The organism is Methylobacterium endophyticum (genome assembly GCF_050591105.1).
GTDB lineage: Bacteria > Pseudomonadota > Alphaproteobacteria > Rhizobiales > Beijerinckiaceae > Methylobacterium.
In genome coordinates this window covers 367,023-393,350 of the sequence record NZ_JBNHES010000002.1, presented here as the reverse complement: position 1 = coordinate 393,350, position 26,328 = coordinate 367,023, and the positions used below count along the sequence as shown (strand labels likewise).

General features: G+C 70.2%; 26 protein-coding genes. 15 read left to right on the top strand and 11 right to left on the bottom strand.

Annotation, left to right across the window (positions count from 1 at the left end):
- Window positions 1–75 precede the first annotated feature (75 nt).
- Window positions 76–549 (top strand): SsrA-binding protein SmpB, encoded by a 474-nt coding sequence (gene smpB / locus ACP56T_RS04365; protein ID WP_430910878.1) that lies wholly within the window; start codon window positions 76–78, stop codon window positions 547–549.
- A gap of 19 nt (window positions 550–568) precedes the next feature.
- Window positions 569–1,138: a peroxiredoxin gene (locus ACP56T_RS04360; protein ID WP_430910877.1), complete on the top strand. Its 570-nt coding sequence runs from the start codon at window positions 569–571 to the stop codon at window positions 1,136–1,138.
- Between the two features lie 7 nt (window positions 1,139–1,145).
- On the opposite strand, the gene ACP56T_RS04355 is transcribed toward ACP56T_RS04360, so the two are convergent.
- The 4 genes from ACP56T_RS04355 to rpoZ form a co-directional block, all read right to left on the bottom strand.
- Window positions 1,146–1,805, bottom strand: coding sequence for a LabA-like NYN domain-containing protein (locus tag ACP56T_RS04355; protein WP_430910876.1), 660 nt, complete (start codon window positions 1,803–1,805; stop codon window positions 1,146–1,148).
- A gap of 307 nt (window positions 1,806–2,112) precedes the next feature.
- Window positions 2,113–2,697, bottom strand: a complete 585-nt coding sequence (gene pyrE / locus ACP56T_RS04350) for an orotate phosphoribosyltransferase (protein ID WP_430910875.1) — start codon at window positions 2,695–2,697, stop codon at window positions 2,113–2,115.
- Between the two features lie 74 nt (window positions 2,698–2,771).
- Entirely contained in the window at window positions 2,772–5,033 is a 2,262-nt protein-coding gene (locus ACP56T_RS04345) for a RelA/SpoT family protein (RefSeq protein ID WP_430910874.1), read from the bottom strand.
- Between the two features lie 249 nt (window positions 5,034–5,282).
- Window positions 5,283–5,693: a DNA-directed RNA polymerase subunit omega gene (rpoZ, locus tag ACP56T_RS04340; protein WP_430910873.1), complete on the bottom strand. Its 411-nt coding sequence runs from the start codon at window positions 5,691–5,693 to the stop codon at window positions 5,283–5,285.
- A 201-nt stretch (window positions 5,694–5,894) separates the two neighbouring features.
- On the opposite strand from rpoZ, the gene fabD reads away from it, so the two are divergent.
- The 4 genes from fabD to fabF all read left to right on the top strand — a co-directional run bounded on the left by fabD (window position 5,895) and on the right by fabF (window position 9,472).
- Window positions 5,895–6,836: an ACP S-malonyltransferase gene (gene fabD / locus ACP56T_RS04335; protein ID WP_430910872.1), complete on the top strand. Its 942-nt coding sequence runs from the start codon at window positions 5,895–5,897 to the stop codon at window positions 6,834–6,836.
- 15 nt (window positions 6,837–6,851) lie between these two features.
- Window positions 6,852–7,592: a 3-oxoacyl-[acyl-carrier-protein] reductase gene (gene fabG, locus ACP56T_RS04330; RefSeq protein ID WP_430910871.1), complete on the top strand. Its 741-nt coding sequence runs from the start codon at window positions 6,852–6,854 to the stop codon at window positions 7,590–7,592.
- Between the two features lie 299 nt (window positions 7,593–7,891).
- A complete protein-coding gene (locus ACP56T_RS04325; protein WP_018044468.1) occupies window positions 7,892–8,128 on the top strand; it encodes an acyl carrier protein in 237 nt (78 codons plus the stop codon).
- An 81-nt stretch (window positions 8,129–8,209) separates the two neighbouring features.
- Window positions 8,210–9,472, top strand: coding sequence for a beta-ketoacyl-ACP synthase II (gene fabF, locus ACP56T_RS04320; RefSeq protein ID WP_430910870.1), 1,263 nt, complete (start codon window positions 8,210–8,212; stop codon window positions 9,470–9,472).
- Window positions 9,473–9,556: 84 nt separating this feature from the next.
- Here the strand turns inward: fabF and ACP56T_RS04315 are convergent, their stop codons facing one another.
- Window positions 9,557–10,258, bottom strand: coding sequence for a YidB family protein (locus ACP56T_RS04315; RefSeq protein WP_430910869.1), 702 nt, complete (start codon window positions 10,256–10,258; stop codon window positions 9,557–9,559).
- 627 nt (window positions 10,259–10,885) lie between these two features.
- Here ACP56T_RS04315 and ACP56T_RS04310 point away from each other — a divergent pair.
- Window positions 10,886–12,025 carry an acyltransferase family protein gene (locus tag ACP56T_RS04310; RefSeq protein ID WP_430910868.1) on the top strand — a complete coding sequence of 380 codons (1,140 nt, stop codon included), beginning with the start codon at window positions 10,886–10,888 and terminating at the stop codon, window positions 12,023–12,025.
- A gap of 21 nt (window positions 12,026–12,046) precedes the next feature.
- Here the strand turns inward: ACP56T_RS04310 and uvrB are convergent, their stop codons facing one another.
- Window positions 12,047–14,701: an excinuclease ABC subunit UvrB gene (uvrB, locus tag ACP56T_RS04305; protein WP_430910867.1), complete on the bottom strand. Its 2,655-nt coding sequence runs from the start codon at window positions 14,699–14,701 to the stop codon at window positions 12,047–12,049.
- Window positions 14,702–14,833: 132 nt separating this feature from the next.
- Here uvrB and ACP56T_RS04300 point away from each other — a divergent pair, with 132 nt between their 5' ends.
- From ACP56T_RS04300 to ACP56T_RS04285, 4 genes are all read left to right on the top strand, one after another.
- Window positions 14,834–15,346, top strand: coding sequence for a DUF3617 domain-containing protein (locus tag ACP56T_RS04300; protein ID WP_430910866.1), 513 nt, complete (start codon window positions 14,834–14,836; stop codon window positions 15,344–15,346).
- A gap of 53 nt (window positions 15,347–15,399) precedes the next feature.
- The gene (locus tag ACP56T_RS04295; protein ID WP_430910865.1) at window positions 15,400–15,891 is read left to right on the top strand and encodes a VOC family protein; all 492 of its coding nucleotides are present in this window, start codon (window positions 15,400–15,402) and stop codon (window positions 15,889–15,891) included.
- 40 nt (window positions 15,892–15,931) lie between these two features.
- Entirely contained in the window at window positions 15,932–16,459 is a 528-nt protein-coding gene (locus ACP56T_RS04290) for an ankyrin repeat domain-containing protein (RefSeq protein ID WP_430910863.1), read from the top strand.
- An 85-nt stretch (window positions 16,460–16,544) separates the two neighbouring features.
- A complete protein-coding gene (locus ACP56T_RS04285) occupies window positions 16,545–16,955 on the top strand; it encodes an acyl-CoA thioesterase (RefSeq protein WP_430910862.1) in 411 nt (136 codons plus the stop codon).
- A gap of 4 nt (window positions 16,956–16,959) precedes the next feature.
- Here ACP56T_RS04285 and ACP56T_RS04280 read toward each other — a convergent pair whose 3' ends face one another.
- Entirely contained in the window at window positions 16,960–18,303 is a 1,344-nt protein-coding gene (locus tag ACP56T_RS04280) for an O-antigen ligase family protein (RefSeq protein WP_430910861.1), read from the bottom strand.
- 221 nt (window positions 18,304–18,524) lie between these two features.
- Between ACP56T_RS04280 and ACP56T_RS04275 the strand changes: the two genes are divergently transcribed.
- Window positions 18,525–19,649, top strand: coding sequence for an endo-1,4-beta-xylanase (locus ACP56T_RS04275; protein WP_430910860.1), 1,125 nt, complete (start codon window positions 18,525–18,527; stop codon window positions 19,647–19,649).
- Window positions 19,650–19,652: 3 nt separating this feature from the next.
- On the opposite strand, the gene ACP56T_RS04270 is transcribed toward ACP56T_RS04275, so the two are convergent.
- A complete protein-coding gene (locus tag ACP56T_RS04270) occupies window positions 19,653–20,558 on the bottom strand; it encodes an alpha/beta hydrolase (RefSeq protein ID WP_430910859.1) in 906 nt (301 codons plus the stop codon).
- A 75-nt stretch (window positions 20,559–20,633) separates the two neighbouring features.
- Window positions 20,634–21,560 carry a lytic transglycosylase domain-containing protein gene (locus ACP56T_RS04265; protein ID WP_430910858.1) on the bottom strand — a complete coding sequence of 309 codons (927 nt, stop codon included), beginning with the start codon at window positions 21,558–21,560 and terminating at the stop codon, window positions 20,634–20,636.
- Between the two features lie 120 nt (window positions 21,561–21,680).
- Between ACP56T_RS04265 and ACP56T_RS04260 the strand changes: the two genes are divergently transcribed.
- The 3 genes from ACP56T_RS04260 to ACP56T_RS04250 are packed head-to-tail and all read left to right on the top strand — an operon-like array spanning window position 21,681 to window position 24,753.
- The gene (locus ACP56T_RS04260) at window positions 21,681–23,315 is read left to right on the top strand and encodes an ABC transporter ATP-binding protein (protein ID WP_430910857.1); all 1,635 of its coding nucleotides are present in this window, start codon (window positions 21,681–21,683) and stop codon (window positions 23,313–23,315) included.
- 5 nt (window positions 23,316–23,320) lie between these two features.
- Window positions 23,321–24,544, top strand: a complete 1,224-nt coding sequence (locus ACP56T_RS04255; RefSeq protein ID WP_430910856.1) for a phosphopentomutase — start codon at window positions 23,321–23,323, stop codon at window positions 24,542–24,544.
- A 23-nt stretch (window positions 24,545–24,567) separates the two neighbouring features.
- Entirely contained in the window at window positions 24,568–24,753 is a 186-nt protein-coding gene (locus ACP56T_RS04250) for a DUF1192 domain-containing protein (protein WP_430910855.1), read from the top strand.
- Here ACP56T_RS04250 and ACP56T_RS04245 read toward each other — a convergent pair.
- Together ACP56T_RS04245 and zigA are read right to left on the bottom strand one after the other, a co-directional pair.
- A complete protein-coding gene (locus ACP56T_RS04245) occupies window positions 24,750–25,067 on the bottom strand; it encodes a hypothetical protein (protein ID WP_430910854.1) in 318 nt (105 codons plus the stop codon). The genes ACP56T_RS04250 and ACP56T_RS04245 overlap by 4 nt on opposite strands.
- A gap of 3 nt (window positions 25,068–25,070) precedes the next feature.
- Window positions 25,071–26,285: a zinc metallochaperone GTPase ZigA gene (gene zigA, locus ACP56T_RS04240; protein ID WP_430910853.1), complete on the bottom strand. Its 1,215-nt coding sequence runs from the start codon at window positions 26,283–26,285 to the stop codon at window positions 25,071–25,073.
- Window positions 26,286–26,328: the final 43 nt, after the last annotated feature.

Below are 26,328 nucleotides of genomic sequence, written 5' to 3'. Positions count from 1 at the left end.
CCGGAATGGGCGAGCGTCACCATATCGACATGACGAGAGCGGGCGCATCGGGCGCCCGCCACAGCCGGCGTAGCGATGGCCCCGAAACCCGATCCGTCCCGCCGCGTCGTCGCCGACAACCGCGCCGCCCGCTACCACTACGCCATCGAGGACACGCTCGAGGCCGGCATCGCGCTCACCGGCACCGAGGTGAAGTCGCTGCGCGGCGGCAAGGCGACCATCGGCGAGTCCTATGCCGGGCCCTCCGGCAACGACATGATGCTGTTCAACGCCTATATCCCGGAATACCTGGAGGCGAACCGCTTCAACCACGACACCAAGCGTCCGCGCCGGCTGCTCCTGCACCGCAAGCAGATCGACAAGCTCATCGGCGCGACCCAGCGCCAGGGCTACACGGTGATCCCGCTGAAGATCTACTTCAACGATCGCGGCCGGGCGAAGGTCGAGCTCGGCCTCGGCAAGGGCAAGCAGCTTCACGACAAGCGCGAGACCAGCAAGCAGCGCGACTGGGACCGCGACCGCGCCCGCATCCTGCGTGACAAGGGCTGAGCCCGGAGGGAGGAAGAGAATGCAGCCGACCTATACGGACCTGCCCGCCGATCTTCCGGTACCCGTTGACGACGGCGCCGCCGCCCATCTCGCCGGACGCCGCCTGCCGGACGTGTCCCTCGCCGCCACCGATGGAAGCCGCGTGTCGCTGGCCCGCCTGACGGGGCGCACGGTGGCCTATGCCTATCCGCGCACCGGCGAGCCGGGCCAGCCGAACCTCGTGCCCGACTGGGACGCGATCCCCGGAGCCAGGGGCTGCACCCCGCAATCCTGCGGTTTCCGCGATCACCATGCCGATCTGAGGGCGCGCGGCGTCGCCCATCTCCACGGGCTGTCGACCCAGACCAGCGTCTACCAGAAGGAGGCGGCCGAGCGGCTGCACCTGCCCTTCACACTGCTGGCCGATCCGCATCTCGCCTTCGCCAAGGCGGCGGGGCTGCCAACCTTCGAGGCCGCCGGGCTGACCCTGCTGCGCCGGCTGACCCTGGTGATCGACGACGGTGTCGTCACCAAGGTGTTCTATCCGGTCTTCCCGCCCGACAGGAGCGCGGACGAGGTCATCGCCTGGCTCGACGGCGCGGGCGCCTGAGCGGCGCTCAATCCCCGGCGGGTTCGTCCGCCGCGCTGGACTGGCGGATGCCGTAGCGGCTTTCCAGGGCCGGGCCCGGCCGTGCCGCCGGGCGGTCGTCGCGGTTCCGCCCGCCATCGGCGGAGCTGCGCTGGGGGCGTTCGCCGGGCTCGCGGCCGATCTTCGAGCCGAGATGGACGAGGTCGATGAACTCGTCGGCCTGCCGGCGCAGATCGTCGGCGATCATGGCCGGCTGCGTCTGGATGGTGGAGACCACGCTCACGCGCACGCCCTTGCGCTGCATCGCCTCGACCAGGGACCTGAAGTCGCCGTCGCCGGAGAACAGCACCATGTGGTCGATATGCGGGGCGAGCTCGAGCGCGTCGATGGCGAGCTCGATGTCCATGTTGCCCTTCACCTTGCGGCGCCCGGCGGAGTCCGTGAACTCCTTGGCGGGCTTCGTCACCACCCGGTAGCCGTTGTAGTCAAGCCAGTCGACCAGCGGCCGGATCGAGGAGTATTCCTGATCCTCGATCATGGCCGTGTAGTAGAACGCACGCATCAGGAAATCCCTGGACTGGAACTCCTTCAGCAAGCGCTTGTAATCGATGTCGAAGCCGAGGGCCTTCGTAGTCGCGTAGAGGTTCGCGCCGTCGATGAAGAGCGCGCTGCGCTGGCGAAATGTCATGTTCGTGATCCGAATCCGGTTGGGACAGGCTGGAACGACGCGGGCCGCGCGTGGCGCATCGCATCGCTCATCGTGTCAAAAAAGATAACGTGAAGTTGATTTCATAAAACGGAACGAAGAAATTCGGCACTCGATCCGTGCCTTGTCGCAGACAATCCGCTTTTCAGTATGTTTCCCGGCCGGCGAAGATCTTCGCGACCGTGCGAATGTCTTGGGTACGGGTGCGGCGCCTGTCAAGCAGGACGCCGGATCCCGCCGCGCCGATGCGAATCGCGGCGGCAGAATATTCCGCGCGATCCGAGCGGTTTCAGCCGATCGCCCGGCTGCCCGGCTTCACCGGCGGGATCGCCGCGAGTTCCGGCGGCAATGCGTCGGCCGGGTAGGCGGGGATGTCGAGGCTCACGAGGGAGAGGAGCGGCAGGCCAATCTCGCCGCGCCCGCCCGAGCGGTCGATGAGGCAGGCCGCGCCGATCACCTCGCCCGGCTCGTCCTTCAGCGCCGCGAGGCATTCGCGCGCCGACAGCCCCGTGGTGACGATGTCCTCGACGATCACCGCTCGGGTGCCGGCCGGGATGCTGAAGCCTCGCCGCAGGGAGAACGGGCCGCCGGGGTCGCGCTCCACGAAGATCGCCCTGGCGCCGAGATGCCGGGCGGTCTCGTAGCCCGGCACGATGCCGCCGATGGCCGGCGAGACCACGATGTCGATCTTGCCGAAGCGCTCCTCGATGACGCGGGCGAGCTGGCGGCAGAGCCGCTCGGTGCGGGCCGGCTCGGAGAAGATCGCCATCTTCTGGAGGAAGACCGGCGAGCGCAGGCCGGAGCTGAGGATGAAATGCCCCTGGAGCAGGGCGCCGGCGTCGCGGAATTCGTCGAGCACCTGATCGGGCGTCATGATGTCCTCGTCCGCGTCGGGGGATGCCGGCCGCTTCTGGCAAAGCGAGCCGGCTCAGGCAAGGGCGCGGGAGCCTATCCCGTGATGCGGTCGACCCGGCTCACCGCGCGCTTGGCCCGCAATTCCTGCACGATGGCTGTGAGATGCTGGAGATCCCAGACCGCGAGGTCGATGACGATATCGGTGAAGTCGGCCGTGCGGCGCTTCATCGAGACGTTGTCGATGTTGCCGTCGTGGTCGGCGATCACCTGGGCGATCTGGGCCAGCGTTCCGGGCTCGTTGATCGATTGCAGGGCGAGGCGCGCCGGGAAGCGCTCCGTCGAGCCGGCCTCCACCTCCCAGCGCACGTCGAGCCAGCGCGCCGGCTCGTTGTCGAACGCCGCCAGCGCCTGCGACTGGATCGGATAGATGGTCACGCCGATTCCCGGCGTCAGGATGCCGACGATGCGGTCTCCCGGCACCGCGCCGCCGTTCGGCGCGAAGCTCACCGGCAGGTCGCCGTCGAGGCCCCGGATCGGGATCGCTGCCGGATCGGAGCCGTCGGCGGAGGCGGGCGTCCCGGCCGCCTGGGCGCCCGGAAACGTGATCCGCATGGTCTGGTCCTTCGAGCGGCTGAGCCGTCCGGCGCCGTTGAGCGGCATGGCCGAGGTGGTGCCGGGGCTGCCCGTGCGGCGCTCGTCCTTGTAGTCGGGATAGACCGCCTTCACGACGTCGCCCGAGAACATCTCGCCGCGCCCCACGGCCGCGAACACGTCGTCGGTGGAGAGGCGGGCGAGACGCGGCAGGGCCGCCCGCAGCTTGTCCTCGGTGAAGCTCTTGGCCGCCCGCTCGAAGGCGCGGTCGAGGATCTGGCGGCCGAGCCCGGCATATTGCCGGCGCACCGCCGAGCGCGTCGCCCGGCGGATGGCCGAGCGCGCCTTGCCGGTGACGACGAGGGATTCCCAGGCTGCCGGCGGCGACTGCCCGTCCGAGCGGGCGATCTCCACCTCGTCGCCGTTGGTCAGTTCGTGGAGCAGCGGCGCCATGCGGCCGTTGATCTTGGCGCCCACCGCCGTATTGCCGACATCGGTGTGCACGGCATAGGCGAAGTCGATGGGCGTCGCCCCGCGCGGCAGGGCGATGAGCCGGCCCTTCGGAGTGAAGCAGAACACCTGGTCCTGGAACAGCTCGAGCTTGGTGTGCTCCAGGAACTCTTCCGGCGAGTCGCCCTCGGCCAGCAGCTCGATGGTCCGGCGCAGCCACTGGTAGGCGCCGCTCTCGGTGGCCAGCCGCGGATGCACGCCGCCGGGATCGTCGCGCTTGGCCGATTCCTTGTAATGGGCGTGCGCCGCGATGCCGTATTCGGCGATCTCGTCCATCGCCTCGGTGCGGATCTGGAGCTCGACGCGCTGGCTCTTCGGCCCGATCACCGTGGTGTGGATCGAGCGGTAGTCGTTCTGCTTCGGGGTCGAGATGTAGTCCTTGTAGCGCCCCGGAACCATCGGCCAGGTGGTGTGGACCACGCCGAGCGCCGCGTAGCACGCGTCCGTCGAATCGACGACGATACGGAACCCGAAGATATCGGAGAGCTGCTCAAAGGCGACGGATTTGCGCTCCATCTTCGACCAGATCGAGAAGGGCCGCTTGCGCCGTCCCGTGACCGCCGCCGCAATCCCGCGCGCGGCGAGCTTGGCGGTGAGGTCGTTCTCAATGCTCTCCACCAGCCGCTCGGATTTCAGCGAGAGATCGGCCAGCCGCTGGGTGATGGTCTTGTAGATCTCGGGCTTCATGTTGCGGAAGGCGAGGTCTTCCAGCTCGTCGCGCAACTCCTGCATGCCCATGCGGCCGGCGAGCGGCGCGTAGATGTCGAGGGTCTCCTGGCCGATGCGCTCGCGCTTCTCCGGGATCATGTGGTGGAGCGTGCGCATGTTGTGCAGGCGGTCGGCGAGCTTGACGAGCAGCACGCGCACGTCCGCCGCCACGGCGAGCAGCAGCTTGCGGAAATTCTCGCCCTGCGCCGCGCGCTTCGAGACGAGATCGAGCTTCTTCAGCTTGGTCAGCCCGTCGACCAGCGCCCCGATCTCCGGCCCGAAGATCGCGCCGATCTCGTCCAGCGTCGCGGAGGTGTCCTCCACCGTATCGTGGAGTACGGCGGCGATGATGGTGGCGTCGTCGAGCCGGAGATCGGTGAGGATCGCGGCGACTTCGAGGGGGTGGGCGAAGAACGGATCGCCCGAGGCGCGCTTCTGCGTGCCGTGGGCGCGCATGGCGTAGACATAGGCGCGGTTCAGGAGGTCCTCGTTCGCGGCCGGGTTGTAGCGCTTGACCCGTTCCACGAGCTCGTACTGGCGCATCATCCGCCGGTTGACCCTTCCTGACGCGAACCCGCGGCTCCCGGTCTCCGTACCGGACGGCCGTCCGGGGTCACGCGCGAGCCTTTAGGAATCGAAGTGTCCCGCATCGGGCGGGCGAGCGCCAGACCCGCATCGCCGCAGCGACGCGAATTCCGGCGTTTCGGGGGCCCGAAGGGCGGTCGAACGAGAACGGGCCGCCCCTCCGGGCGGCCCGCGCGTCGTCCGTTCGCGGCCTCGACGGGCGCGGAGGGCTCAGTCGCCCTCGTCGTCGGTCTCCACCGGGGGAGCGAGGTTCTCGAGGCCCCGGAGCAGGTCCTCTTCGCTCATGCGGTCGAACTGCACGGCGCCGTCGTCGCTGGAGGACTGCGGCGCCACGGCGGCGGCGGCCGGCGAGCTGGAGAGCAGCGGCACGGTCTCGGCCTCGGGCTCGTCGACCTCGACGTATTTCTGCATCGAGTGGATGAGCTGTTCCTTGAGGTCGTCGGCGGTGATGGTCTCGTCGCCGATCTCGCGGAGCGCCACCACGGGGTTCTTGTCGCGGTCGCGGTCCACCGTGAGGGGAGCGCCGGCGGCGAGCAGGCGCGCGCGGTGGCTAGCGAGCAGAACCAGCTCGAAGCGGTTCTCGACCTTCTCGATGCAATCTTCGACGGTAACGCGAGCCATGCGCGGCGGCTCCTCTGACGCGAAAAAAACGAAATATCCGGATGCGAGCGGGTTCTTACACCGCCCGTCGCCCTGCAACAAGCTTTTCGCCTCGCCGCCCTGCGCGGGTGCTGCGGCGCATTGTTGACACCCACCGCCTTGCGGTGCGACTGCCGCGCCCTCTTTCCCAAGCGGCAGGACGCGGAACACGCGGTAGGGGCCATGACGCGCGCACTCCTCTTTCCCGGACAGGGCAGCCAGGCCGTCGGCATGGGCAAGGCGCTGGCGGACGCGTTCCCCCAGGCGCGCGCGGTGTTCGACGAGGTCGACGCGGCGCTCTCGCAGAACCTCTCGCGGCTGATGTTCGAGGGGCCCGTCGAGGAACTGACCCTCACCGCCAACGCCCAGCCCGCGCTGATGGCCGCGAGCCTCGCCGTGGTCCGGGTGCTCGAGGCCGAGCGCGGTCTCGACATCGCCCGCGACGTGGCCTTCCTCGCCGGTCATTCGCTCGGCGAATATTCGGCGCTCGCCGCCGCCGGCACCTTCTCGATCGGCGACGCGGCGCGGCTCCTGAGGATTCGCGGCGAGGCCATGCAGCGGGCCGTCGCCCCCGGCGAGGGCGCCATGGCGGCGCTGATCGGGGCCGAGGTCGAGGTCGCGGCGGGCATCGCCGGGGAGGCGGCCGAGGGCGCCGTGCTCGACGTGGCCAACGACAACGGCGCCGGTCAGGTCGTCGTCTCCGGGGAGCGCGCCGCCGTGGAGCGCGCGGTCGGCCTCGCGCAGACGCGCGGGATCAAGCGCGCGGTGATGCTCAACGTCTCCGCGCCGTTCCATTGCCGCCTGATGGCGCCGGCGGCCGACGCCATGCGCGAAGCGCTCCAGTCCGTCGCCATGACGGCGCCGCGCGTGCCGGTCTACGCCAACGTGCTCGCCGCCCCGATCAGCGATCCCACCGCCATCCGCGAGGCCCTGGTCGAGCAAGTGACGGGCACGGTGCGCTGGCGCGAGAGCGTCGCGGCGATGGCTGGGGCCGGCGTCGACACGTTCTACGAGGTCGGCTCTGGCAAGGTGCTCAGCGGGCTGGTGAAGCGGATCGCGGCGGGAGCGGCCTGCACCCCCGTCGGCACGCCCGACGACGTGGCCGCGTTACCGGCGCTCGCCTGACGAAAAGGACCGCCCATGTTCGATCTCACCGGCAAAAAAGCCCTCGTCACCGGCGCCACCGGGGGCCTCGGCGGCGCCATAGCCAAGGCTCTGCACGCGCAGGGCGCCTCCGTGGCGCTCTCCGGCACGCGGGTCGAGGCCCTGGAGGCGCTCGCCGCCGAGCTCGGCTCGGAGCGCGTCCATGTGGTCGCCACCAACCTCGCCGAGAAGGAGGCCGTGGAAGCCCTGGTGCCGGCGGCGGAGGCCGCGCTCGGCGGGCTCGACATCCTCGTGAACAATGCCGGCATCACCCGCGACAACCTCTTCATGCGCATGAAGGACGACGAGTGGGACGCGGTGATCGCGGTCAACCTCACCGCCGCCTTCCGCCTGTCGCGGGCCGCCGTGAAGGGCATGATGCGCCGCCGGCACGGGCGCATCGTCAATATCGGCTCCGTGGTCGGTACCACGGGCAATCCGGGGCAGGGCAACTACGCCGCCGCCAAGGCCGGCCTCGTGGGGCTGACCAAGGCCCTCGCGGCGGAGGTCGCCTCCCGCCAGATCACGGTGAATTGCATCGCGCCGGGCTTCATCACCTCCCCGATGACGGACGAGCTGAACGAGAAGCAGCGCGAGGGCATCCTCGGCCGCGTGCCCGCCGGCCGGCTCGGCCAGGGCGCCGAGGTGGCGGCGGCGGCGGTCTATCTCGCCTCCGACGAGGCGGCCTACGTCACCGGCCACACCCTCCACGTCAACGGCGGCATGGCCATGGTCTGAGCCGCCGCGACAGGGCGGCCGCGAACCGTCAATCGCCTCTCGCGCCTCGCGAAACCGCTCGCTGAACGCTTTGTGAACCGGCTCTCGCCAGCGCCGGAACCCTGTGTTAACAACCCGCGGCAGTCGGGCAGGGGGGTTGACGGTTCAGCGGGGCGCGGCGTCCAAGACGGCATGTCGAGGACGCGCTTCAAGACACCCGGACGGATACCGGCCGAACCCGGTCCACGAGGACCGGCGGCGACGAGCAGCCACGGCGCCATCACACTCAAACGCTTAAAGACCAACGAGGACGGACAACGATGAGCGATATCGCTGAGCGCGTGAAGAAGATCGTCGTCGAGCACCTGGGCGTCGAGCCCGAGAAGGTGGTCGAGGGCGCGAACTTCATCGATGATCTCGGCGCCGACAGCCTCGACACGGTCGAGCTCGTGATGGCGTTCGAGGAGGAATTCAACGTCGAGATCCCCGACGACGCGGCCGAGACGATCCAGACGGTCGGCGATGCCGTGAAGTTCCTCGAGAAGAACTCCGCGTAAGAGTTTTTCGGCGGCGCCGGCGGGGCCAATCGCCCCCGGCGTCGTTATTCGTTTTGGACAGGGAAGTTTCGGGATAGCACGATGCGTCGGGTGGTGGTCACGGGTCTCGGTATGGTCACGCCGCTCGGCAGCGGGGTCGAGCACACCTGGAGCCGGCTGGTTGCCGGGGACAGCGGTGCGGCGACCGTCCGGGGTTTCGAGAGCGACGATCTCGCCTGCCGCATCGCCTGCCAGATCCCGCTCGGCGACGGCTCCGACGGCACCTTCGATCCCGACACGTGGATGGAGGCGAAGGAGCAGCGCAAGGTCGACCCCTTCATCGTCTACGCGATGGCGGCGGCGGGACAGGCCCTCGACGATGCGAACTGGCACCCGACTGCTTACGAGGACCAGTGCGCCTCCGGCGTGCTGATCGGCTCCGGCATCGGCGGCATCGGCGGCATCTACGACGCCTCCGTCACGCTCCACGAGAAGGGGCCGCGCCGGATCTCGCCCTTCTTCATTCCCGGCCGCATCATCAACCTCGCCTCCGGGCAGGTCTCTATCGCGCATGGGCTGAAAGGCCCGAACAACGCCGTCGTCACCGCCTGCTCCACGGGCGCGCACGCCATCGGCGACGCCTCCCGCCTGATCGCGCTGGGCGACGCGGACGTGATGGTCGCGGGCGGGGCCGAATCGCCGGTGAACCGGCTTTCGCTCGCCGGCTTCGCGGCTTGCCGGGCGCTCTCCACGGGCTTCAACGACCAGCCGACCCGCGCCTCGCGCCCCTACGACAAGGACCGCGACGGCTTCGTCATGGGCGAGGGCGCCGGCATCGTCGTGCTGGAGGAATACGAGCACGCCAAGGCGCGCGGCGCGAAGATTTATGCCGAGATCGTCGGATACGGCCTCTCGGGCGACGCCTATCACATCACCTCGCCCGCCCCGGACGGGGACGGCGCCTTCCGCAGCATGAGCGCCGCCGTGAAGCGGGCCGGCATCACCCCCGGCGACATCGACTACATCAATGCGCACGGCACCTCGACGCCCATGGGCGACGAGCTGGAGCTGAAGGCCGTCGAGCGCCTGCTCGGCGACGCCGCCCCGAAGGTGTCGATGTCCTCGACCAAGTCCGCCATCGGGCACCTCCTCGGCGCCGCCGGCTCGGTGGAGGCGATCTTCTCGATCCTCGCCATCCGCGACGGCATCATTCCGCCGACGCTCAACCTCGACAACCCTTCCGTCGAGACGAAGATCGACCTCACGCCCCACGAGGCGAAGCGCAAGCGGGTGGATATCGCCCTGTCGAACTCCTTCGGCTTCGGCGGCACCAACGCGTCGCTGGTGATGCGCCGGGTGGACTGAACCGCCCTTCGATCGAAAGCGGTCGACAGGAAGCCCCGGCGCCGGCGCCGGGGCTTCGTCGTATCTGGCGCGGTTTTCGGCGACCTACCAGCCCCGGCGCTCGCTCTCGTCCGGGGCGCGACCGTGCGGCGTCAGCTTGTCGACGACCTCCGGGAGGATCTGGGCGAGCTGGGTCGCGAGGGTATCGCGGTCCATGCCGGTCTGGCGCTCCAGGGCGTCGAGGGTGTCCGCTCCGAGGGCGGCGGCGAGCTGGTTCGGCTGGACGGGCCGGTTGCCGCCATGCCCGATCCAGGAGCCGATGACGTCGCCGAGGCCGCTCTGCTGAAAGCGCTCCACGAGTCCGTCGAGCCCACCGAGATCGGAAGCGCCGGGCTCCTCCTGCCCGGCATTGCGCGCATAGGAACCGGCGCCGCCCGAATCGGGCGCCGCTCCGCCCGGCCCGTCGAGCATCCCGGAGAGGTCGCCGAATTCACCACTGTCCGCCCGCCCCGGAGCGCGGTCCTGACCGCCGCCATACTGGTCGAAACCGCCCATGTCGCCGTCGTCGCGGGGCTCGGGACGCAGGCCGCCCCCCGCGCGTCCGCCTGGCTCGGGTTGGGGCACCGACCGCTGGCCTCCGCCCCGCCCGAAGATGTCGCCGAAGCCGCCGCTCATGCCCTTGGCCAGGAGCAGCATCAGGAGCGCCTTGACCAGGGGCGACATGCCGGACGAGCCGGAGCGCGAACCGCCGCCCCCGCCGAGAACCTGTCCCACCACGCCGCCGATGACGGATTCGAGCAACCCCATGACGCGATCTCCCCGCGCGCTTGCCGCGCTGCGGCGCATCAACGGCCGTCGCGGCCGCCGGGTTGCGCCGGGGCTATACGATACGTGCTGCGCGCGCGTTCAGGAACGGCGTTCGGCCGAAATCGGATCGGTGCTCGGAGATGCCGCATCGAGATGCGCGCCGATCACGGCAGCGGCTGGCTCGGCGGTCGCGGGCCTCTGGGCATCCGTCCCGACGAACCCTGCCGCGAAGGCCGAGACCGCCAGCCCGCCGATGAACAGCGCGGTGACGCCGGCTCCCGCCCGAGGTCTGGAGCGGATGGATCGGGACATGGCTTTGCGGGCTGGCGCTGGGCGAGATGGCGCGAACGTCATCGGGGCCGCTCTTTGCTCTTGAATCTTCGGGGGCGAGGACAGTGCCTCTGATTGCAGGGAAAAAGCCGGAAAGGGTCGCCGGGTTCCATCGTCGCAAGGGGACGGATGCCGTTCGGTAAGCCTAACGACCGAAACGAGGGGAGGCCTCGGTGTCTGAGTAGTCCATACATGCTTTGTCGATGAGTGCCGGTGTACCCTTGTGACGAATACTGTAATGCTCCGTAAAGCATGGCGCCGTCCTCGATGTACGACCCCAGCACGCGAATTGCCGCCTTGCCCCACCCCAAGGTGGAGGCTCTCGACGCGCTGACCTCGCTGCGGTTCCTCGCGGCGGCCTATGTCGTCGCCTTCCACTACGACCGTTACTTCTTCGCTGCTGCGCCGCGCCTCGACGCGGTGCTGCTGGGTTTTTCCGGGGTGACGTTCTTCTTCGTGCTGTCGGGCTTCATCCTGGCCTACAACTATCGCGCGGTGGACTTCGCCGCTCCGCGGGCGAAATCGCGGTTCTACCTGGCGCGGGTGGCGCGGATCGCGCCGGTGTTCCTGCTGGCTCTGGCGGTTCATCTGCCGTGGTTCGTCGGCTGGGTGCTCAAGACGCCCCAGCCGTTGCAGGGGCTGATGGCCTCGGGCGCGGTGCTCGCCCCGCTCGGGCTGCATGCCTGGGTGCCGGGGGCGGCCTGCTCCCTCGACTGCCCGAGCTGGTCGATCTCGGTGGAGATGTTCTTCTACGCGCTGTTCCCGGTCCTGCTGCCCCTGGTGCTGCGCAGCCCCCTGCGCGTCGCGCTCGCGACGCTGGGGCTGTGGGCGATGCTCACGGCGCTCGCGACGATGCTGTGGACCGGCTATGGCGGCGGCGTCTCGCTCATCGAGCCCGAAGCGGGCGGGCTCGTGCCGGTGCTGCTGGCGCAGTTCATCAAGTATTTCCCGCTGATGCACCTGCCGGAGTTCGTGGCCGGCCTGCTCCTCTTCGCGTTCTGGCGGCAGGTGCGGATTCCGGTCTGGGCGCTTCTGGCGGCCTTCGCCGTGGCCGGAGCGATCCTGCTCGCGAGCTTCCACGCGGTGCCGCCGGCAGTGCTGCATAACGGCCTGACGGTGATCGCGTGGGCGCCGCTGATCCTGGCCGGGGCGGCGATGCGCGGCGGCCCGCTCTGCGCGCGACCGCTGATCTTCCTCGGCAAGATCTCATTCGCGCTCTACCTGCTGCACATCCCCGTCTACGCGATGGTGAACACCCTCGACCGGGCCGTGCTGAAGGGCGCTCTCGTGGATCATCCCTGGCTCGGCATCGGGCTCACCAGCCTCGCCGCGCTGGCGGCGGCGGCGGCGGCCCATCTCCTCGTCGAGGAGCCGGCGCGCAAGCTGATCCTGCGCGGCGGATGGCGTGTTCCGCGCCTGCCGTCCTCGGTTCTCTGAGGAGCGGCCTTCTCGGCGGCGCTACCGCCCCCCCTTGCCCGAGCCGCGTCCCTTGTATTTCGGGCGCTGACCGCCGAGCCCCTGCGTCGAGCGCGGCTTAGGCCGCTCCTGCCAGACCGGGGCCGCGCCGCCCACCGGCAACTCGCGGTCCGTCCCCGGCCCCATGTTGTCGAGGGTCGGTTTGGAGATGCGGCTTCCCGAAGCGCGGGGGGCCTTCTCGCCGAAGCGTCCGGCGCCGCGCTCGACATCGCCCTGCCGGGCCATGGGATCGTCGGCGACCAGCAGCTCCGTCGCCTGGAGGCGCTTGAGTTCGTCGCGCAGGCGCGCGGCCTCCTCGAAATCGAGATCGGCGGCCGCCGCGCGCATGCGCTTTTCGAGATCGGCCATCACGGCCTTGAGGTTGTGGCCGACGGTCGCCGCATTCTTGGCGAGGCCGGTATCGACGCGGACATGGTCGCGCTCGAACACGCTGTCGAGGATGTCAGCGATGCCGCGCTTTACGCTCTGGGGCGTGATGCCGTGCTCCGTGTTGTAGGCGACCTGCTTCTGGCGGCGGCGCTCGGTCTCCGCCATCGCCCGCTCCATGGAGCCGGTGATGTTGTCCGCGTAGAGGATGCAGCGGGCATCCGCGTTGCGGGCGGCGCGGCCGATGGTCTGGATCAGCGAGGTCTCGGAGCGCAGGAAGCCCTCCTTGTCGGCATCGAGAATGGCGACCAGCGCACATTCGGGGATGTCGAGCCCCTCGCGCAGAAGGTTGATGCCGATCAGCACGTCGAAGGCGCCGAGCCGCAGGTCGCGGATGATCTCGATGCGCTCCAGCGTGTCGATGTCCGAGTGCATGTAGCGCACGCGCACGCCGTTCTCGTGGAGGTACTCGGTGAGGTCCTCGGCCATGCGCTTCGTCAGGGTGGTGACGAGGGTGCGGTAGCCGGCCTGCGCCACCTCGCGGACCTCGCCGAGCAGGTCGTCCACTTGCGAGCGGGCCGGGCGCACCTCGATCACCGGATCGATCAGGCCGGTGGGGCGGATGACCTGCTCGGCGAAGACGCCGGCCGTGCGCTCCATCTCCCACTTGCCGGGGGTCGCCGAGACATGGACGGACTGGGGCCGCATGGCGTCCCATTCCTCGAAGCGCAGGGGGCGGTTGTCGAGGCAGGAGGGCAGGCGGAAGCCGTATTCGGCCAGCGTCGCCTTGCGGCGGAAGTCGCCCCGGTACATGCCGCCGATCTGCGGTACGGTGACGTGGCTCTCGTCGGTGAAGACGAGGGCGTTGTCCGGCAGGTACTCGAACAGGGTCGGCGGCGGCTCGCCGGGCTTGCGGCCCGTGAGATAGCGCGAGTAGTTCTCGATGCCGTTGCAGGCCCCCGTGGCCTCGATCATCTCGATGTCGAAGGTGCAGCGCTGCTCCAGGCGCTGCGCCTCGATCAGGCGGCCCATCTTGGTCAGCTCGTCGACGCGCAGCTTCAGCTCGGTCTTGATGCCCTTGATCGCCTGCTGGAGGGTCGGGCGCGGCGTGACGTAGTGCGAGTTGGCGTAGACCTTCACGAACTTGAGCTCGTTGATCTTCTTGCCGGTCAGCGGATCGAACTCGACGATGGCTTCGACCTCGTCGCCGAACAGGCCGATGCGCCAGCCGCGATCCTCCAGGTGGGCGGGCCAGAGTTCGATGGAATCGCCGCGCACCCGGAAGGTGCCGCGCGCGAAATCGGACTGGATGCGCTTGTACTGGAGCGCCACCAGATCGGCGATGAGCTGGCGCTGCTCGATCTTCTCGCCGAGGCTCACGGTGAAGGACATCGCCGTGTAGGTCTCGACCGAGCCGATGCCGTAGATGCACGACACCGAGGCGACGATGATGACGTCGTCGCGCTCCAACAGGGCGCGCGTCGCCGAGTGGCGCATGCGGTCGATCTGCTCGTTGATGGAGCTTTCCTTCTCGATGAAGGTGTCCGAGCGCGGGACGTAGGCCTCCGGCTGGTAGTAGTCGTAGTAGGAGACGAAATACTCCACCGCATTGTCGGGGAAGAAGCTCTTGAACTCCCCGTAGAGCTGCGCGGCCAGCGTCTTGTTGGGGGCCAGGATCAGGGCCGGGCGCTGCGTCTCCTCGATGACCTTCGCCATCGTGAAGGTCTTGCCCGAGCCGGTGACGCCGAGCAGCACCTGATCGCGCTCCGCCTGGCTCACGCCGGCCACCAGCTCGGCGATGGCGGTCGGCTGGTCGCCGGCGGGGGTGAAGTCGGACGCGAGCCGGAACGGGACGCCGCCCTCCGATTTCTGCGGCCGCTCCGGCCGGTGCGGCACCCAGGTCTGCCCGTTCTTGAACAGCGGGTTGCCTTCGGTCAGCAGCCGCTCCAGCGCCTGCATGGTGGCGGACACGCCTTCCGTGGCCACGGAGGGCGCATCGTCCTCCGCAGCCTCGGCCGGCGCGGGGGCGTCCTCGGGGGCGCTCAGGCCGAGGGCCTGGGCCAGGCGCGGATCGACCTCGACGGCATCGCTGACCGCGTAGCCCGCTTGCGGGGCTTCCGCGAAACCGGACGACCGGCCGCCCTTGGCCGGCTTCGGCCGCTCGCGGTTGAGCGCGGGGTTGAGCAGCGCGGCGAGATGCTCGTCGAGCGGCTTCAACTCGGGCTTCTCGGCCTTTCCCGAGGCGGGGCGGGGCTTTTTCGGACTCGGCATGGGCAAGATATGGCCGCTTCCGCGCCTCCCGCAAAGGGTTGTCGGGCCGGCGGAAGCTTGTCCGGCCCGGCGGGCCGGGTTAGCCCTCCGCCCCGCCGGGCGCTCCCCCGGCCGAATCGGAAAGGGTGTCTCATGCTCCGATCGTTCGCTCGCCTGAGCCTCTCCATCGCCCTGACGGCCGGCGCCTCCGGCATCGCCCTCGGCGAGGACAGCCTGCCGCCGCGCAAATCCGGTCTCTGGGAATCGAAGGTGACCTCGGAGGGCGGCGACTCGACGGTCCGCCAATGCATCGACGAGAAGACCGACACGCTCGCCCAATCCGGCATGGCCGGGGCCGCGACCTGCTCCAAGAAGACCCTCACCAAGACGAGCGCCGGCTACGAGACCGAGAGCGACTGCAAGATCGGCCCGATCTCGGCCTCTGGAAAGGGGCTCATCTCCGGCGATTTCGAGAGCAAGATCCGGGTCGAGACCACCAGCGTCCTGTCCGGCCTGCCGAGCCAGAAGGAGCCGGTGACGCGCAAGATGGTCATCGAGACGCGCTGGGTCGGTCCCTGCGAGAAGGGCCAGAGCCCCGGCGACATCATCCTGCCGGGCGGCAAGATCGTGAAGATGCCGGGCGGCGCGCCGACCCCCGCCAAGTAGGCACCCCGCCCATTGGGCACGAGGACAAGTAGGCACAAGGACGGGAGGCGGGCATGGACGATCCGATCCATCCTGAGACCCGCATCGGCCATGTCCACCTCAAGGTGGCGGAGATCGATCGGGCTCTTGGGTTCTATTGCGGCGTGCTCGGCTTCGCGCTGATGCAGCGGCTGGGGACACAAGCCGCCTTCGTCTCGGCGGGCGGCTACCATCACCATATCGGGCTCAACACCTGGGAGAGCGCCGGAGGGCGCCCGCCCGCGCCCGGCACCACGGGCCTCTATCACCTCGCCATCCTCTATCCGACACGCGCGGCGCTGGCCGATGCCCTGCTGCGGCTCGACGCGGCGGGCATTCCCCTCGACGGCGCCAGCGACCACGGCGTCAGCGAGGCGCTCTACCTGCGCGACCCCGACGGCAACGGGGTCGAGCTCTACCGCGACCGGCCGCGGGAGGACTGGCCGCGCGACGCCGACGGCGACCTCGTCATGGTGACGCGCCGGCTCGATCTGGCGGATCTGCGCCGGGCCGCGTCTTTACCCTGAGCCGGCCAGCCCCAGATTCGGCGCCAATCGAGGAGCCGCGATGACCGAGCCGACGCTGCCGACCCTGGACGACGAGACCCTGGCCTTCGCCGGCCGGGTCTTCCAGTTCGCCCGCATGGGCCATGCGGCGGAGCTCGCGGAGCTGTTCGGCCAGGGCCTGCCGGCCAACCTGCGCAACGACAAGGGCGACAGCCTGCTGATGCTGGCCGCCTATAACGGCCAGTGGGAGGCGGCGCGCGTGATCCTGGAGGCCGGCGGCGATCCCGAGCTCGCCAACGATCGCGGCCAGACGCCGCTTGCCGGGGCGGCCTTCAAGGGTGACATCGACATCGCCAGCCTGCTGCTCGCGAAAGGCGCTGCCGTGGACGGCACGGGCGACGGCAGCCGCACGGCGCTGATGACGGCGGCGATGTTCAACCGCACCGAGATGGTGGCGCTGCTTTTGGAGCACGGCGCCGATCCGTCCCTGCGCGACGCCGCCGGCCAGAGCGCGGCGGACATGGCCCGCGCGATGAACGCGCCGGACACGCCGGCCCAGCTCGACGCGGCCGAGAAGGCGCGCGGCTGAGAGCGACGAAAAAAGACGGATCGACGCACGCGCGGCACGCTCATGGCATAGGAGGCCCCGACGCAACCTGTGAGCGGCGAATGCCATGAACGACGACAGCGCCCCGAGGATCCCGGCCGAGTCCGGCGTCTGCGACACGCCGGTGATCCGTACGATCGCCATGCCGGCCGATACCAACCCGGCCGGCGACATCTTCGGCGGCTGGCTGATGGCGCAGATGGACCTCGCGGCGGGCAACATCGCGGCCCGGCGCTCGCGCGGGCGCTGCGCTACCATCTCGGTCGAGGCGATGACCTTCCACAGCCCGGTCTTCGTCGGCGACGAGGTCAGCCTCTACGGCTGGATCCTGAAGACCGGCCGCACGTCGCTGCGCATCCAAGTCGAGGTCTGGCGGCGGGAGCGGGAGAGCGAGGAGACCAGGAAGGTCACGTCCGGCATCTTCACCTTCGTCGCCATCGGCGCCGACCGGCGGCCGCGCCCGCTGCCGGAGCTGTAGCGGTTCAGCCCGCGATCGTGCGGTGGCGCGCCCTCAGCCTCAGGCCGAAGACGGCGAGGATGAACAGGCACCAGGGCGGGCTGTTCGGGCTGTAGAGGGTCGATTCGAACGAGGCCGCCGTCAGCCCGAACATCCACAGGCGCAGGAAGAGCATCGTCGCCGGGTCGATGCGGGTGGAGGGCGCGGCGCGGTTCAGGTCGCGCAGCGGCATCAGCGCGAAGGCGATCAGCGTGAGGGCGAGACCCGGCAGGCCGGTGACGAGGGCGGTGTCGAGGAAGGCGTTGTGGCCGTGGTCGGCGGTGTTGACCCAGCTGTTCTCGGCGGCGCCTCCGTACATCGTCCGCTCGGTCCGCCAGAAGGCGCCGTAGCCCCAGCCGGTGATCGGTCGCTCGGCGATCTTGTCCGCGGCGAAGTCCCAGATCTCGGTGCGGCCGGTGAAGGAGGTGTCGGGCAGGACGCGCCCCACCGTCTCCTGGATCGCGGGCACGAAGGCGGAGCCGAGGGTCGCCACCGAGAGCAGCAGGACCGGGCCGAGCAGGATCGCCGCGCGCGCCAGCGGCCCGGTGACGAAGCGGCACAGGCTCGTCGCGCCGAGCACCATGGGCAGCAGCATGATCGAGGTCTTCGACATCGTGGCGGCGAGGAAGACGCCCGCGCCGATGGCCACGGTCCAGCCGAGGATCCGCTCGCCCGCCCCCGCCGCGAACAGCCCGGCGATGACGAGCATCGCCATCACGCCGCCGGCCTCGTTCTTGTGGGCGAAGATGCCCCGCCACAGGCCGTTATGCTCGGGCTCGTTCAGCAGGTCGAAGGCGTTGTGGATCGCGAGATTCGGCACGAGGGCCACGGCGAGATAGGACGAGCCGACGAGGATCAGCGCCGCACCGCCCATGGTCAGCGCGAATTGCCGGACCGAGCGCATCAGCACCAGCACGCCTGCCGCGAGCATCGCCACGATGGCGAGCAGCACGGCCCGGCGCATCGAGAGCAGCGGGTCGGCGGAGGTCAGCAGCGTCGCCCCGAGCCAGCCGGCGCAGGCGATCAGCGGCCATGCCAGGAGCGGGCGCAGCCGCTCGATCCCGAGCCGCCGCAGCGCCCAGCCCATCGCCAGCGCGAGCCCGATGAACAGCACCTGCGTCGTGGTGTTGCCGCTCTCCCAGGCGTCGAGATGGCCCGGATCGCTGAGATCGGTGAGCGGCGTGTGGTTCCAGAAGGCCAGCAGGCAGGCCCCGCCGAGGGCCATGCGCAGCCCGTCCGGGATATCGCGCGAGATATCGTGCTTGTCGCCGGAGCGGGTTTCGGCGCGCACGGCATAGTCGGCAGCCGAAGACACGGGGAGCAGCCTCATCGATCGATCGTCGAGGACTATAGCGCGGAAACGAATTTTCCGTTGCGCGGAAGATATCGCTGACGAGGACTCTCTGCCCGTAAGGTTGACGGCGCCGGACGCAGCCGTTCGTTCGCGGTCCCGCAAGGTCTGGTGCGCTAGATGTCTCCGGGGACGAAGCGGGGCTCGCACGCGGCGGACCCGTTCACGGCTCGGGCAGACGCATGGCGAAGGGATCGGCCGTGGTTTCATCGCTGAGCCGCCGGGAGCTCCTCTCGGTCGCGGCGGCGTCCTTCGCCGTGGGCCCGGCATCCGCCTTCGCAGCCGACGCGCTCGCGGCGGCGGCGGCGCGGGTCGGCGTCGCCTACGGCAGCGCGGCGGTCTACCCGTTCCTCGCGCGCGATGCCGGCTACCGCCGGGCGCTGCTGCGCGAGTGCGCGATGCTCGTCTGCGAGAACGCCAACAAGATGGACGCCGTTCTGCCGCGTCCCGATCTCGTGACCTACGAGGGCGCCGATGCGACCCTCGCGCTCGCCGCCGCCGGCGGGATGCGCATGCGCGGCCACACCCTCGTCTGGCACGAGGCCATCCCCGACTGGGTGCGCCCGCGCATCGCCGGTCCGGGAGCCGAGAGCTTCCTGCGCCAATGGATCCGGTCCGCCGCCGGGCGTTACCGGGGCCGGTTCGAGGCCTGGGACGTGGTCAACGAGATCGTCGCGCCGGAGGAGGGCAGGGCGGACGGCCTGCGCCGCTCCCCCTGGCTCGCCGCGCTGGGGCCTCGCTACATCGATCTCGCCTTCGCGATCCTCGACGAGGTCGACCCCTCCGCCGCCGGCGTCTGGAACGAGAACGACTGCGAGCAGGCCGCCCCCTGGATGGACGCGCGCCGGAGCCTCGTCCTGCAGACCCTGGAGGGGCTGAAGCGCCGGGGCGTGCCGATCCGCCGCTTCGGGATGCAGGCGCATCTCTACAGCACGTTTCCGCTCGATCAGGAGAAGCTGCGCGCCTTCCTCAGGGAAATCGCCGGGATGGGGCTCGCCATCGAGATCACCGAGCTCGACGTGGACGACCGGGCCTTTCCCGCCGATATCGCGGCCCGCGACCGGGGCGTGGCCGATCTCGGCCGCCGTTTCCTCGACGTGGTGCTGGACGAGCCGGCCGTGCTCAACGTCGTGACCTGGAACCTCACCGATCGCGGCACCTGGCTGAACGCGTCGCCGATCCGCCGCCGCCCGGACGGCCTGCCGCAACGGGCGCTGCCCCTCGACGACGCGTTCCGCCCGAAGCCTCTCCGGGAGGCGATGAAGCGCGCCTTCGAGGGGGCGCCGGACCATTCCAAGGCACGGGCCGCGCTGCGGAAGACCTGAGGATCAGCGATGGCGCGCGAGGCTGCGCGCCCGCTGCATGGTCCGGCCCCGGATGAAGGCCGCCATCTCGGCGAGCTCCGGCGCCTTCGAGCGGAACGTCACCGAGAGCGCGAGCAGCGTGTCGGTGTGGTCGAGGCCCGGATAGATCCGCTCCTGCACGGGGATGTTGGCGGCCCGCAGCTTCGCGGCGAGGCTCTGGGTGTTGCGCGGCCGCACGACCGTGTCGGCCTCCCCGGTGGCGAGGAAGGCGGGCGGCGAGTGCGGCCCGGCGAAGGCGACGGGCTGGGTCGCCGTCTTGTCCGGCGCCTGTCCGAACACTTTCACGGTGGTGTCGGTGTCGAGCGGCAGGAAGTCGTAGGGACCCGAGAGCCCCGCCACCGCGCGCACGACCTTCGGATCGACGCCGGCCGCGCGCAGATAGCGCGGGTCGAGCCCCAGCATCACCGCGTTGTAGGCGCCGGCCGAATGGCCCGCCAGCACGATGCGGCTGGGATCGCCGCCGAAGCGGGCGATGTTGGCGTGGACCCAGGCCACCGCCGCCGCGCCGTCCTCGAGGAAGCCCGGAAAGGCGACCTCGGGATGGAGCCGGTAGTCCGGCAGCACGGTCACGAAGCCCTGGGCGGCCAGCGCGTGCCCGACGAAGGCGTAGTCCTCCTTGGCGCCGGAGGACCACGAGCCGCCGTAGAAGAACACCACCACTGGGGCCGCCTCGGGCATCGCGTCGGGGGCGTAGACGTCGAGGCGCTGGCGCGGGTTCGCCCCGAAGGGCTGGTTGCGCAGGACCTGCCGCCCGCCGCCGTCGCGGGGGCCGATGGCGTCGAACAGCCCCAGGGGCGAGCAGCCGGACATCCCGACGGCGCCGAGCACGAGGCAGGCGAAGCTGGCGAGGGCCGTGAGGAAGCGTGTCATTCCGGTCCGGGACGAGCCGCGAGGCAGCGTGAGATCGCACGCACCTCGGGGCGGTTTCATGACGAGGATGCGGCTTTACGTTCGCAGCACGATGCAGGCGCCCCCCACGGCCCTGATCCTGTTGCAGAGCGCGTCGCCCGCCTGCCGGCTCTGGGCCGGGATGCGGACGCGGTAGAAGGCGCGGGTGCCGCGAAACCTGAGGCGCGTCCCGACGATCATCGGGCGCACCTCGCCGATCACGCTGGCATAGCGCGAGCGGGCCTGGGAGAAACTGCGCAGCGCCAGCGCCTTCGAGAAGTTGCCCGCGAGCTGGATGCCCCAGGGCGCCGCCGGCCCTTCGTTGAGCCCCAGGGCGAAGCGGTCTCCGCGCGACGGGATGCGCAGCGCCGCCGTCACCTGGAGGCAGGTCTGCGGCCCTTCCGCCGCCGGCTCGGGCTTCTCGGCCCTGGTCTCGGCGGGTTTCTCGGGCGCCTTGTCCTTGCCGTTGCCGCCTTCGGGAGGGCCGATCTCAACCCCGCCGCCGGGACGCCAATCCTCGGCGAGGCGGCCGGTGATGCCGTAGACGTAGTTGCGGGTCTCCGCCGGCAGCCCGCCCGATCCGGCGAGCCAGTTCGAGACCCGTGTCGGGCCGCCGTTATAGGCCGCCGCCGCCAGCCCGAGATTGCCGAACTGGCGCTTCAGGTCGGCGAGCAGATGCGCCGCGTGCGGGATCGCCTGCTCGGGATCGAAGGGATCGAGGAGCCCGCGCTCGCGTGCCGTGCCCGGCATGAACTGGGCGACGCCCTGCGCGCCCGCCGGGCTGACGACGCCGACCTTGAAGCTGCTCTCGCGCCAGATCAGCCGGGTCAGGAACGGCACCGGCAGCGCGTGGGTGCGCGCCGAGCCCTCGATCAGCCGGCAGAGCGCCTGCTCCACGGTCTCTCCGGCGCCGTCCGAGGGCGCGGCGTCCGCCGCCGTCGCGAGCAGGAGGGCAGCGAGTGCCGGAAGAGCGAAGCGGATCACGCCGCGCTTCTAGCGCCCGGCGCGTGCGCTGCAAACACTCCGATCGGCCATTCGCCGCCGGGGATCGCCCGCGCTATAACGAGGCCGCCCGGCGCGCCGCCGGGGCCAGCCCGGTTGCCGATGACCGAACCGCTCCTGTCCGTCGAGGACCTCTCCGTCGTGTTCCGCTCGCGAGACGGCGACACCACGGCCGTCGACCGGGTGAGCTTTTCCATCGCGCCCGGCGAGACGGTGGCGCTGGTGGGCGAATCCGGCTCGGGCAAGTCGGTGACGGCGCTCTCGATCCTGCGCCTCCTCGATGGCGCGGCGCATCATCCGGGCGGACGCATCGTCTTCAAGGGCCGCGATCTCCTGAGCCTGCCAGAGCGCGACATGCGCAAGGTGCGCGGCGCCGACATCACCATGGTTTTTCAGGAGCCGATGACCTCGCTGAACCCGCTGCACACCATCCAGCGGCAGATCGGCGAGGTGCTGGCGCTGCATCGCGGGCTCTCGGGCAAAAAGGCGCGGGCGCGCATCCTCGAACTGCTCGACCTCGTCGGCCTGCGCGACGCCGAGCGGCGCATGGGCGCCTATCCGCACGAGCTTTCCGGCGGCCAGCGCCAGCGCGTGATGATCGCCATGGCGCTCGCCTGCGAGCCCGACCTTCTGGTCGCCGACGAGCCGACCACCGCCCTCGATGTCACCGTGCAGGCGCAGATCCTGTCGCTGCTGGCCGATCTCCAGGCGCGACTCGGCATGGCGATGCTGTTCATCACCCACGATCTCGGCATCGTGCAACGGATCGCCTCGCGCGTTTGCGTGATGCTCAAAGGTCGGATCGTCGAGGCAGGGCCGGTGGCGGAAGTCTTCGCCCGGCCGCAGCACTCCTACACGCAGCGCCTCATCGCCTCCGAGCCGGAGGGGCGCGGCAACCCCGTCGCCGGCGATGCGCCGTTCCTGGTGGAGGCAGGACCGCTCAAGGTCTGGTTCCCGATCAAGGAAGGATTGTTGCGGAGGACCACCGGCCATGTCCGCGCCGTCGACGGGGTGAGCCTCCGCATCCGCGAGGGCGAGACCATCGGGGTCGTCGGCGAATCGGGCTCCGGCAAGACCACGCTGGGGCTGGCCCTGCTGCGCCTGACCGGATCGGAGGGGCGGATCGTCTTCCTCGGCCGTGAGATCGAGGGCTACGGCGCCGCCGCCATGCGGCCGCTCCGCAAGGACATGCAGGTGGTCTTCCAGGACCCCTACGGCTCGCTCTCGCCGCGCATGTCGGTGGCCGACATCGTCGCCGAGGGGCTGGTGGTGCAGGGCGAGATTCGCTCGAACGCCGAGCGCCGGGCCGTGGTGGCGCAGGCGCTCGTCGATGTCGGGCTCGATCCGGCAACCATGGACCGCTACCCGCACGAGTTCTCCGGCGGCCAGCGCCAGCGCATCGCCATCGCGCGGGCCATGGTGCTCAAGCCCCGCTTCGTCGTGCTCGACGAGCCGACCTCGGCGCTCGACCGCTCGGTGCAGGCCCAGATCGTGACGCTGCTGCGCCGTCTCCAGGCCGAACGGAAGCTCGCCTATCTGTTCATCAGCCACGACCTCAAGGTGGTGCGCGCCCTGGCGAACTACGTCATCGTCATGCAGAACGGGCAGGTGGTGGAGGAGGGGCCGGCCGAGCGCATCTTCGCCGAGCCGGTGACGCCTTATACCCGCGAGCTGTTCGCCGCCGCCTTCGCCCTGAAGGCCGAGACGGTGGCCGACAAAGAGCCCGAGACGGTCTGACCACGATGGCGCGGGTTCTCCTCATCGTCCTCGATTCCGTCGGCATCGGCGGCGCGCCGGATGCGGGTCGCTACGGCGATGCCGGCGCGGACACCCTCGGCCATATCGCCGAGCGCTGCGCCGAAGGAGCCGGCGACAGGGCCGGCCTGCGCTCGGGGCCCCTGCGCCTGCCGCATCTCGCGGCCCTCGGCATCGGCCTCGCCGCGGAGGGCGCGACCGGCCGGATCCCGTCGGGGCTCGCGCCGGAGGGCGCGCCGCGCGGCGCCCATGGCCATGCCGTCGAGACGGCGGCGGGCAAGGACACCCCCTCGGGCCATTGGGAGATCACCGGCCTGCCCATGCGGGAGGACTGGGGCCATTTTCCCGACACGCGGCCGGCCTTCCCGGCGGAACTGGTGGCGGCGCTGGTCGCGGAGGGCGGTCTTCCCGGCATCCTCGGCGACCGCCACGCCTCGGGCACCGCCGTCATCGAGGAGCTGGGGGCCGAGCACGTCCGCACGGGAAAGCCCATCTGCTACACCTCAGCCGACAGCGTCTTCCAGATCGCCGCCCACGAAGAGGCGTTCGGGTTGGAGCGGCTATACGGGCTCTGCCGCACGGCCCGCGCCCTGTGCGACGCCTATCGGATCGGCCGCGTCATCGCGCGGCCCTTCACCGGCTCGGCGGAAACCGGCTTCCGGCGCACCGGCAACCGCAAGGACTTTTCCGTGGCGCCCCCCGGCGACACCCTGCTCGACATCGCCGGGCGCGAGGGACGGGCGGTGGTGAGCGTCGGCAAGATCGGCGACATCTTCGCGCACCGCGCCACCGGCCGCGAGATCAAGCCCTCCGGCAATGCCGCCTGCCTCGATGCGGCGCTCGCCGCCTTCCGCGACCTGCCCGAGGGCGGCCTCGTCTTCCTCAACCTCGTGGATTTCGACACCGAGCACGGGCACCGCCGCGACGTGCCGGGCTACGCCGCCGAGCTCGAAGCCTTCGACGCGCGCGTCCCGGAGATCGAGGCGCTGCTGCGCGTGGGCGACCTCTGCATCGTCACCGCCGACCACGGCAACGACCCGACCTGGACCGGCACCGAGCATACCCGCGAGCAGGTGCCGATCCTCGCCTTCGGGCCCGGCATCGCGGCGGAGGATATCGGCCGGCGCGAGACCTTTGCCGATATCGGCGCCACGGTGGCGCGCCACCTCGGACTGCCCGCGCTCAGTGCGGGCGTATCGTGGTGGGCCTGACGCGCGGAGGGAGAGACGCCCGCATGGACGAGGACATCTGGCGGCCGAAGCGCGCCGTCCACGAGATCGGCCAGAAGCTCGACGATCTGTCCGTCGACGACATCGACTCGCGTATCGCCGCCCTTCGCGAGGAGATCGCGCGGCTGGAGCAGGCCCGCGAGGCCAAGCGCGCCGCCCTCGACGCAGCCGGCTCGATCTTCAAGCGTTAAGGAGGCGGCGCCTCGACGGTGCCCGCCGCCCGCCGCAGCCGCTCGTCTTCCGCCAGCAGCGCGAGATCGTCCGGGCCGATCAGGTCCATGGTCTTGCGGATGCGGAAGGCGCGGGTCGGCTCGGCGGCGCGCATCACCAGCACCACCGTCTCCATGTCGGGACAATCGGGGTCGGGACAGGCGATCTCGTTGAGATGCACGGATTCGTCCTCACCCAGGGCGAGCGCCGCGCCGAGATCGGCCTTGAGCCGGCCGGACAGCGCCGCCTTCTCCGACGAGCGCGCCCGCCACGCTTTCAGGCTGACGAAGGCCATGCCTCAGGCGGCGTCCCGTTGCCAGGCCGGGAACGGATCCGGCAGGCCCGCGAAGGCCGCCGGCTCGAAGCGCTTGGTCGGCACCGATCCGACGAGGCATGCGTCGAGCGCCGCCGTGATCGCGGCCTGGTCGAGCCCGGTGCCGATGAAGACCAGCTCCTGCCGGCGGTCGCCCCAGACCTCGCTCCACACGCTCGCCATGCGCTCCTTGAACTCCTCGTGCTCGGGCCAGCGGCCGCGCGGGACCGCGCTCCACCAATAGCCCATCGCGCTGACGCGGGCGACGGCGCCGGCCAGCGAGAACTCGCCGACCCAGTTCGGCCGCGTCGCCAGCCAGAAATGGCCCTTGGCGCGGATCAGCCCCGGCCAGGTCCGGTTGATGAAGGCGTTGAACCGCTCGGGATGGAAGGGCCGCCGCGCCCGGTAGACGAAAGAGCCGATGCCGTATTCCTCGGTCTCGGGCACATGCTCGTGGGCGCCGTAGAGCTCCTTGAACCAGAGCGGGTGCTCCTGCGCCTTCTCCTCGCTGAAGCGGCCGGTATCGAGCACGGCGTCCAGCGGCACGCGGCCGTGGCTCGCCTCGATGATGGCGGCGTCGGCGTTCAGCCCGCGCACGACGCTGCGGACCAGGGCGAGCTCTTCGGCCGACACGTCGGCGGCCTTGTTGACCACCACCACGTCGGCGAACTCGATCTGCTCCACGAGGAGATCGACGAGGGTCCGCGTGTCCTCGGCGCCCGCCGTCTCGCCACGGTCGCGCAGGAAGGCGTTGGAGCCGTAGTCGCGCAGCAGGTTCACCGCGTCGACCACCGTCACCATGGTGTCGAGCCGCGCCACGTCCGATAGGGAGGCGCCGTCCTCGTCGCGGAAGGAGAAGGTGCTCGCCACCGGCAGCGGCTCGGCGATGCCGGTCCCCTCGATCAGCAGGTAATCGAAGCGGCCTTCCTCGGAGAGCCTGCGAACCTCGGCGAGGAGGTCGTCGCGCAGGGTGCAGCAGATGCAGCCGTTGGTCATCTCCACCAGGGTCTCGTCGGTGCGCGACAGCCCGGCGCCGCCCTCGCGCACGAGGTTCGCGTCGATGTTCACCTCGCTCATGTCGTTGACGATCACCGCCACGCGCCGGCCCTCGCGGTTGTTGAGGACGTGGTTGAGCAGCGTCGTCTTGCCCGCGCCGAGGAAGCCGGACAGCACGGTGACGGGCAGGCGGGTATCGTTCACGGGGACCGGCTCCAGATTATGAATGTAATAACATTACATATCT

Coding starts and splice junctions, on each gene's coding strand:
- ACP56T_RS04295 (WP_430910865.1), top strand. CDS start 15,400: ATGGACGATCCGATCCATCCTGAGACCCGCATCGGCCATGTCCACCTC.
- ACP56T_RS04300 (WP_430910866.1), top strand. CDS start 14,834: ATGCTCCGATCGTTCGCTCGCCTGAGCCTCTCCATCGCCCTGACGGCC.
- rpoZ (WP_430910873.1), bottom strand. CDS start 5,693: ATGGCTCGCGTTACCGTCGAAGATTGCATCGAGAAGGTCGAGAACCGC.
- ACP56T_RS04270 (WP_430910859.1), bottom strand. CDS start 20,558: ATGACACGCTTCCTCACGGCCCTCGCCAGCTTCGCCTGCCTCGTGCTC.
- ACP56T_RS04255 (WP_430910856.1), top strand. CDS start 23,321: ATGGCGCGGGTTCTCCTCATCGTCCTCGATTCCGTCGGCATCGGCGGC.
- ACP56T_RS04355 (WP_430910876.1), bottom strand. CDS start 1,805: ATGACATTTCGCCAGCGCAGCGCGCTCTTCATCGACGGCGCGAACCTC.
- ACP56T_RS04250 (WP_430910855.1), top strand. CDS start 24,568: ATGGACGAGGACATCTGGCGGCCGAAGCGCGCCGTCCACGAGATCGGC.
- fabD (WP_430910872.1), top strand. CDS start 5,895: ATGACGCGCGCACTCCTCTTTCCCGGACAGGGCAGCCAGGCCGTCGGC.
- uvrB (WP_430910867.1), bottom strand. CDS start 14,701: ATGCCGAGTCCGAAAAAGCCCCGCCCCGCCTCGGGAAAGGCCGAGAAG.
- pyrE (WP_430910875.1), bottom strand. CDS start 2,697: ATGACGCCCGATCAGGTGCTCGACGAATTCCGCGACGCCGGCGCCCTG.
- smpB (WP_430910878.1), top strand. CDS start 76: ATGGCCCCGAAACCCGATCCGTCCCGCCGCGTCGTCGCCGACAACCGC.
- ACP56T_RS04245 (WP_430910854.1), bottom strand. CDS start 25,067: ATGGCCTTCGTCAGCCTGAAAGCGTGGCGGGCGCGCTCGTCGGAGAAG.
- ACP56T_RS04260 (WP_430910857.1), top strand. CDS start 21,681: ATGACCGAACCGCTCCTGTCCGTCGAGGACCTCTCCGTCGTGTTCCGC.
- ACP56T_RS04315 (WP_430910869.1), bottom strand. CDS start 10,258: ATGGGGTTGCTCGAATCCGTCATCGGCGGCGTGGTGGGACAGGTTCTC.
- ACP56T_RS04360 (WP_430910877.1), top strand. CDS start 569: ATGCAGCCGACCTATACGGACCTGCCCGCCGATCTTCCGGTACCCGTT.
- ACP56T_RS04325 (WP_018044468.1), top strand. CDS start 7,892: ATGAGCGATATCGCTGAGCGCGTGAAGAAGATCGTCGTCGAGCACCTG.
- ACP56T_RS04290 (WP_430910863.1), top strand. CDS start 15,932: ATGACCGAGCCGACGCTGCCGACCCTGGACGACGAGACCCTGGCCTTC.
- ACP56T_RS04285 (WP_430910862.1), top strand. CDS start 16,545: ATGAACGACGACAGCGCCCCGAGGATCCCGGCCGAGTCCGGCGTCTGC.
- fabF (WP_430910870.1), top strand. CDS start 8,210: ATGCGTCGGGTGGTGGTCACGGGTCTCGGTATGGTCACGCCGCTCGGC.
- fabG (WP_430910871.1), top strand. CDS start 6,852: ATGTTCGATCTCACCGGCAAAAAAGCCCTCGTCACCGGCGCCACCGGG.
- ACP56T_RS04280 (WP_430910861.1), bottom strand. CDS start 18,303: ATGAGGCTGCTCCCCGTGTCTTCGGCTGCCGACTATGCCGTGCGCGCC.
- ACP56T_RS04345 (WP_430910874.1), bottom strand. CDS start 5,033: ATGATGCGCCAGTACGAGCTCGTGGAACGGGTCAAGCGCTACAACCCG.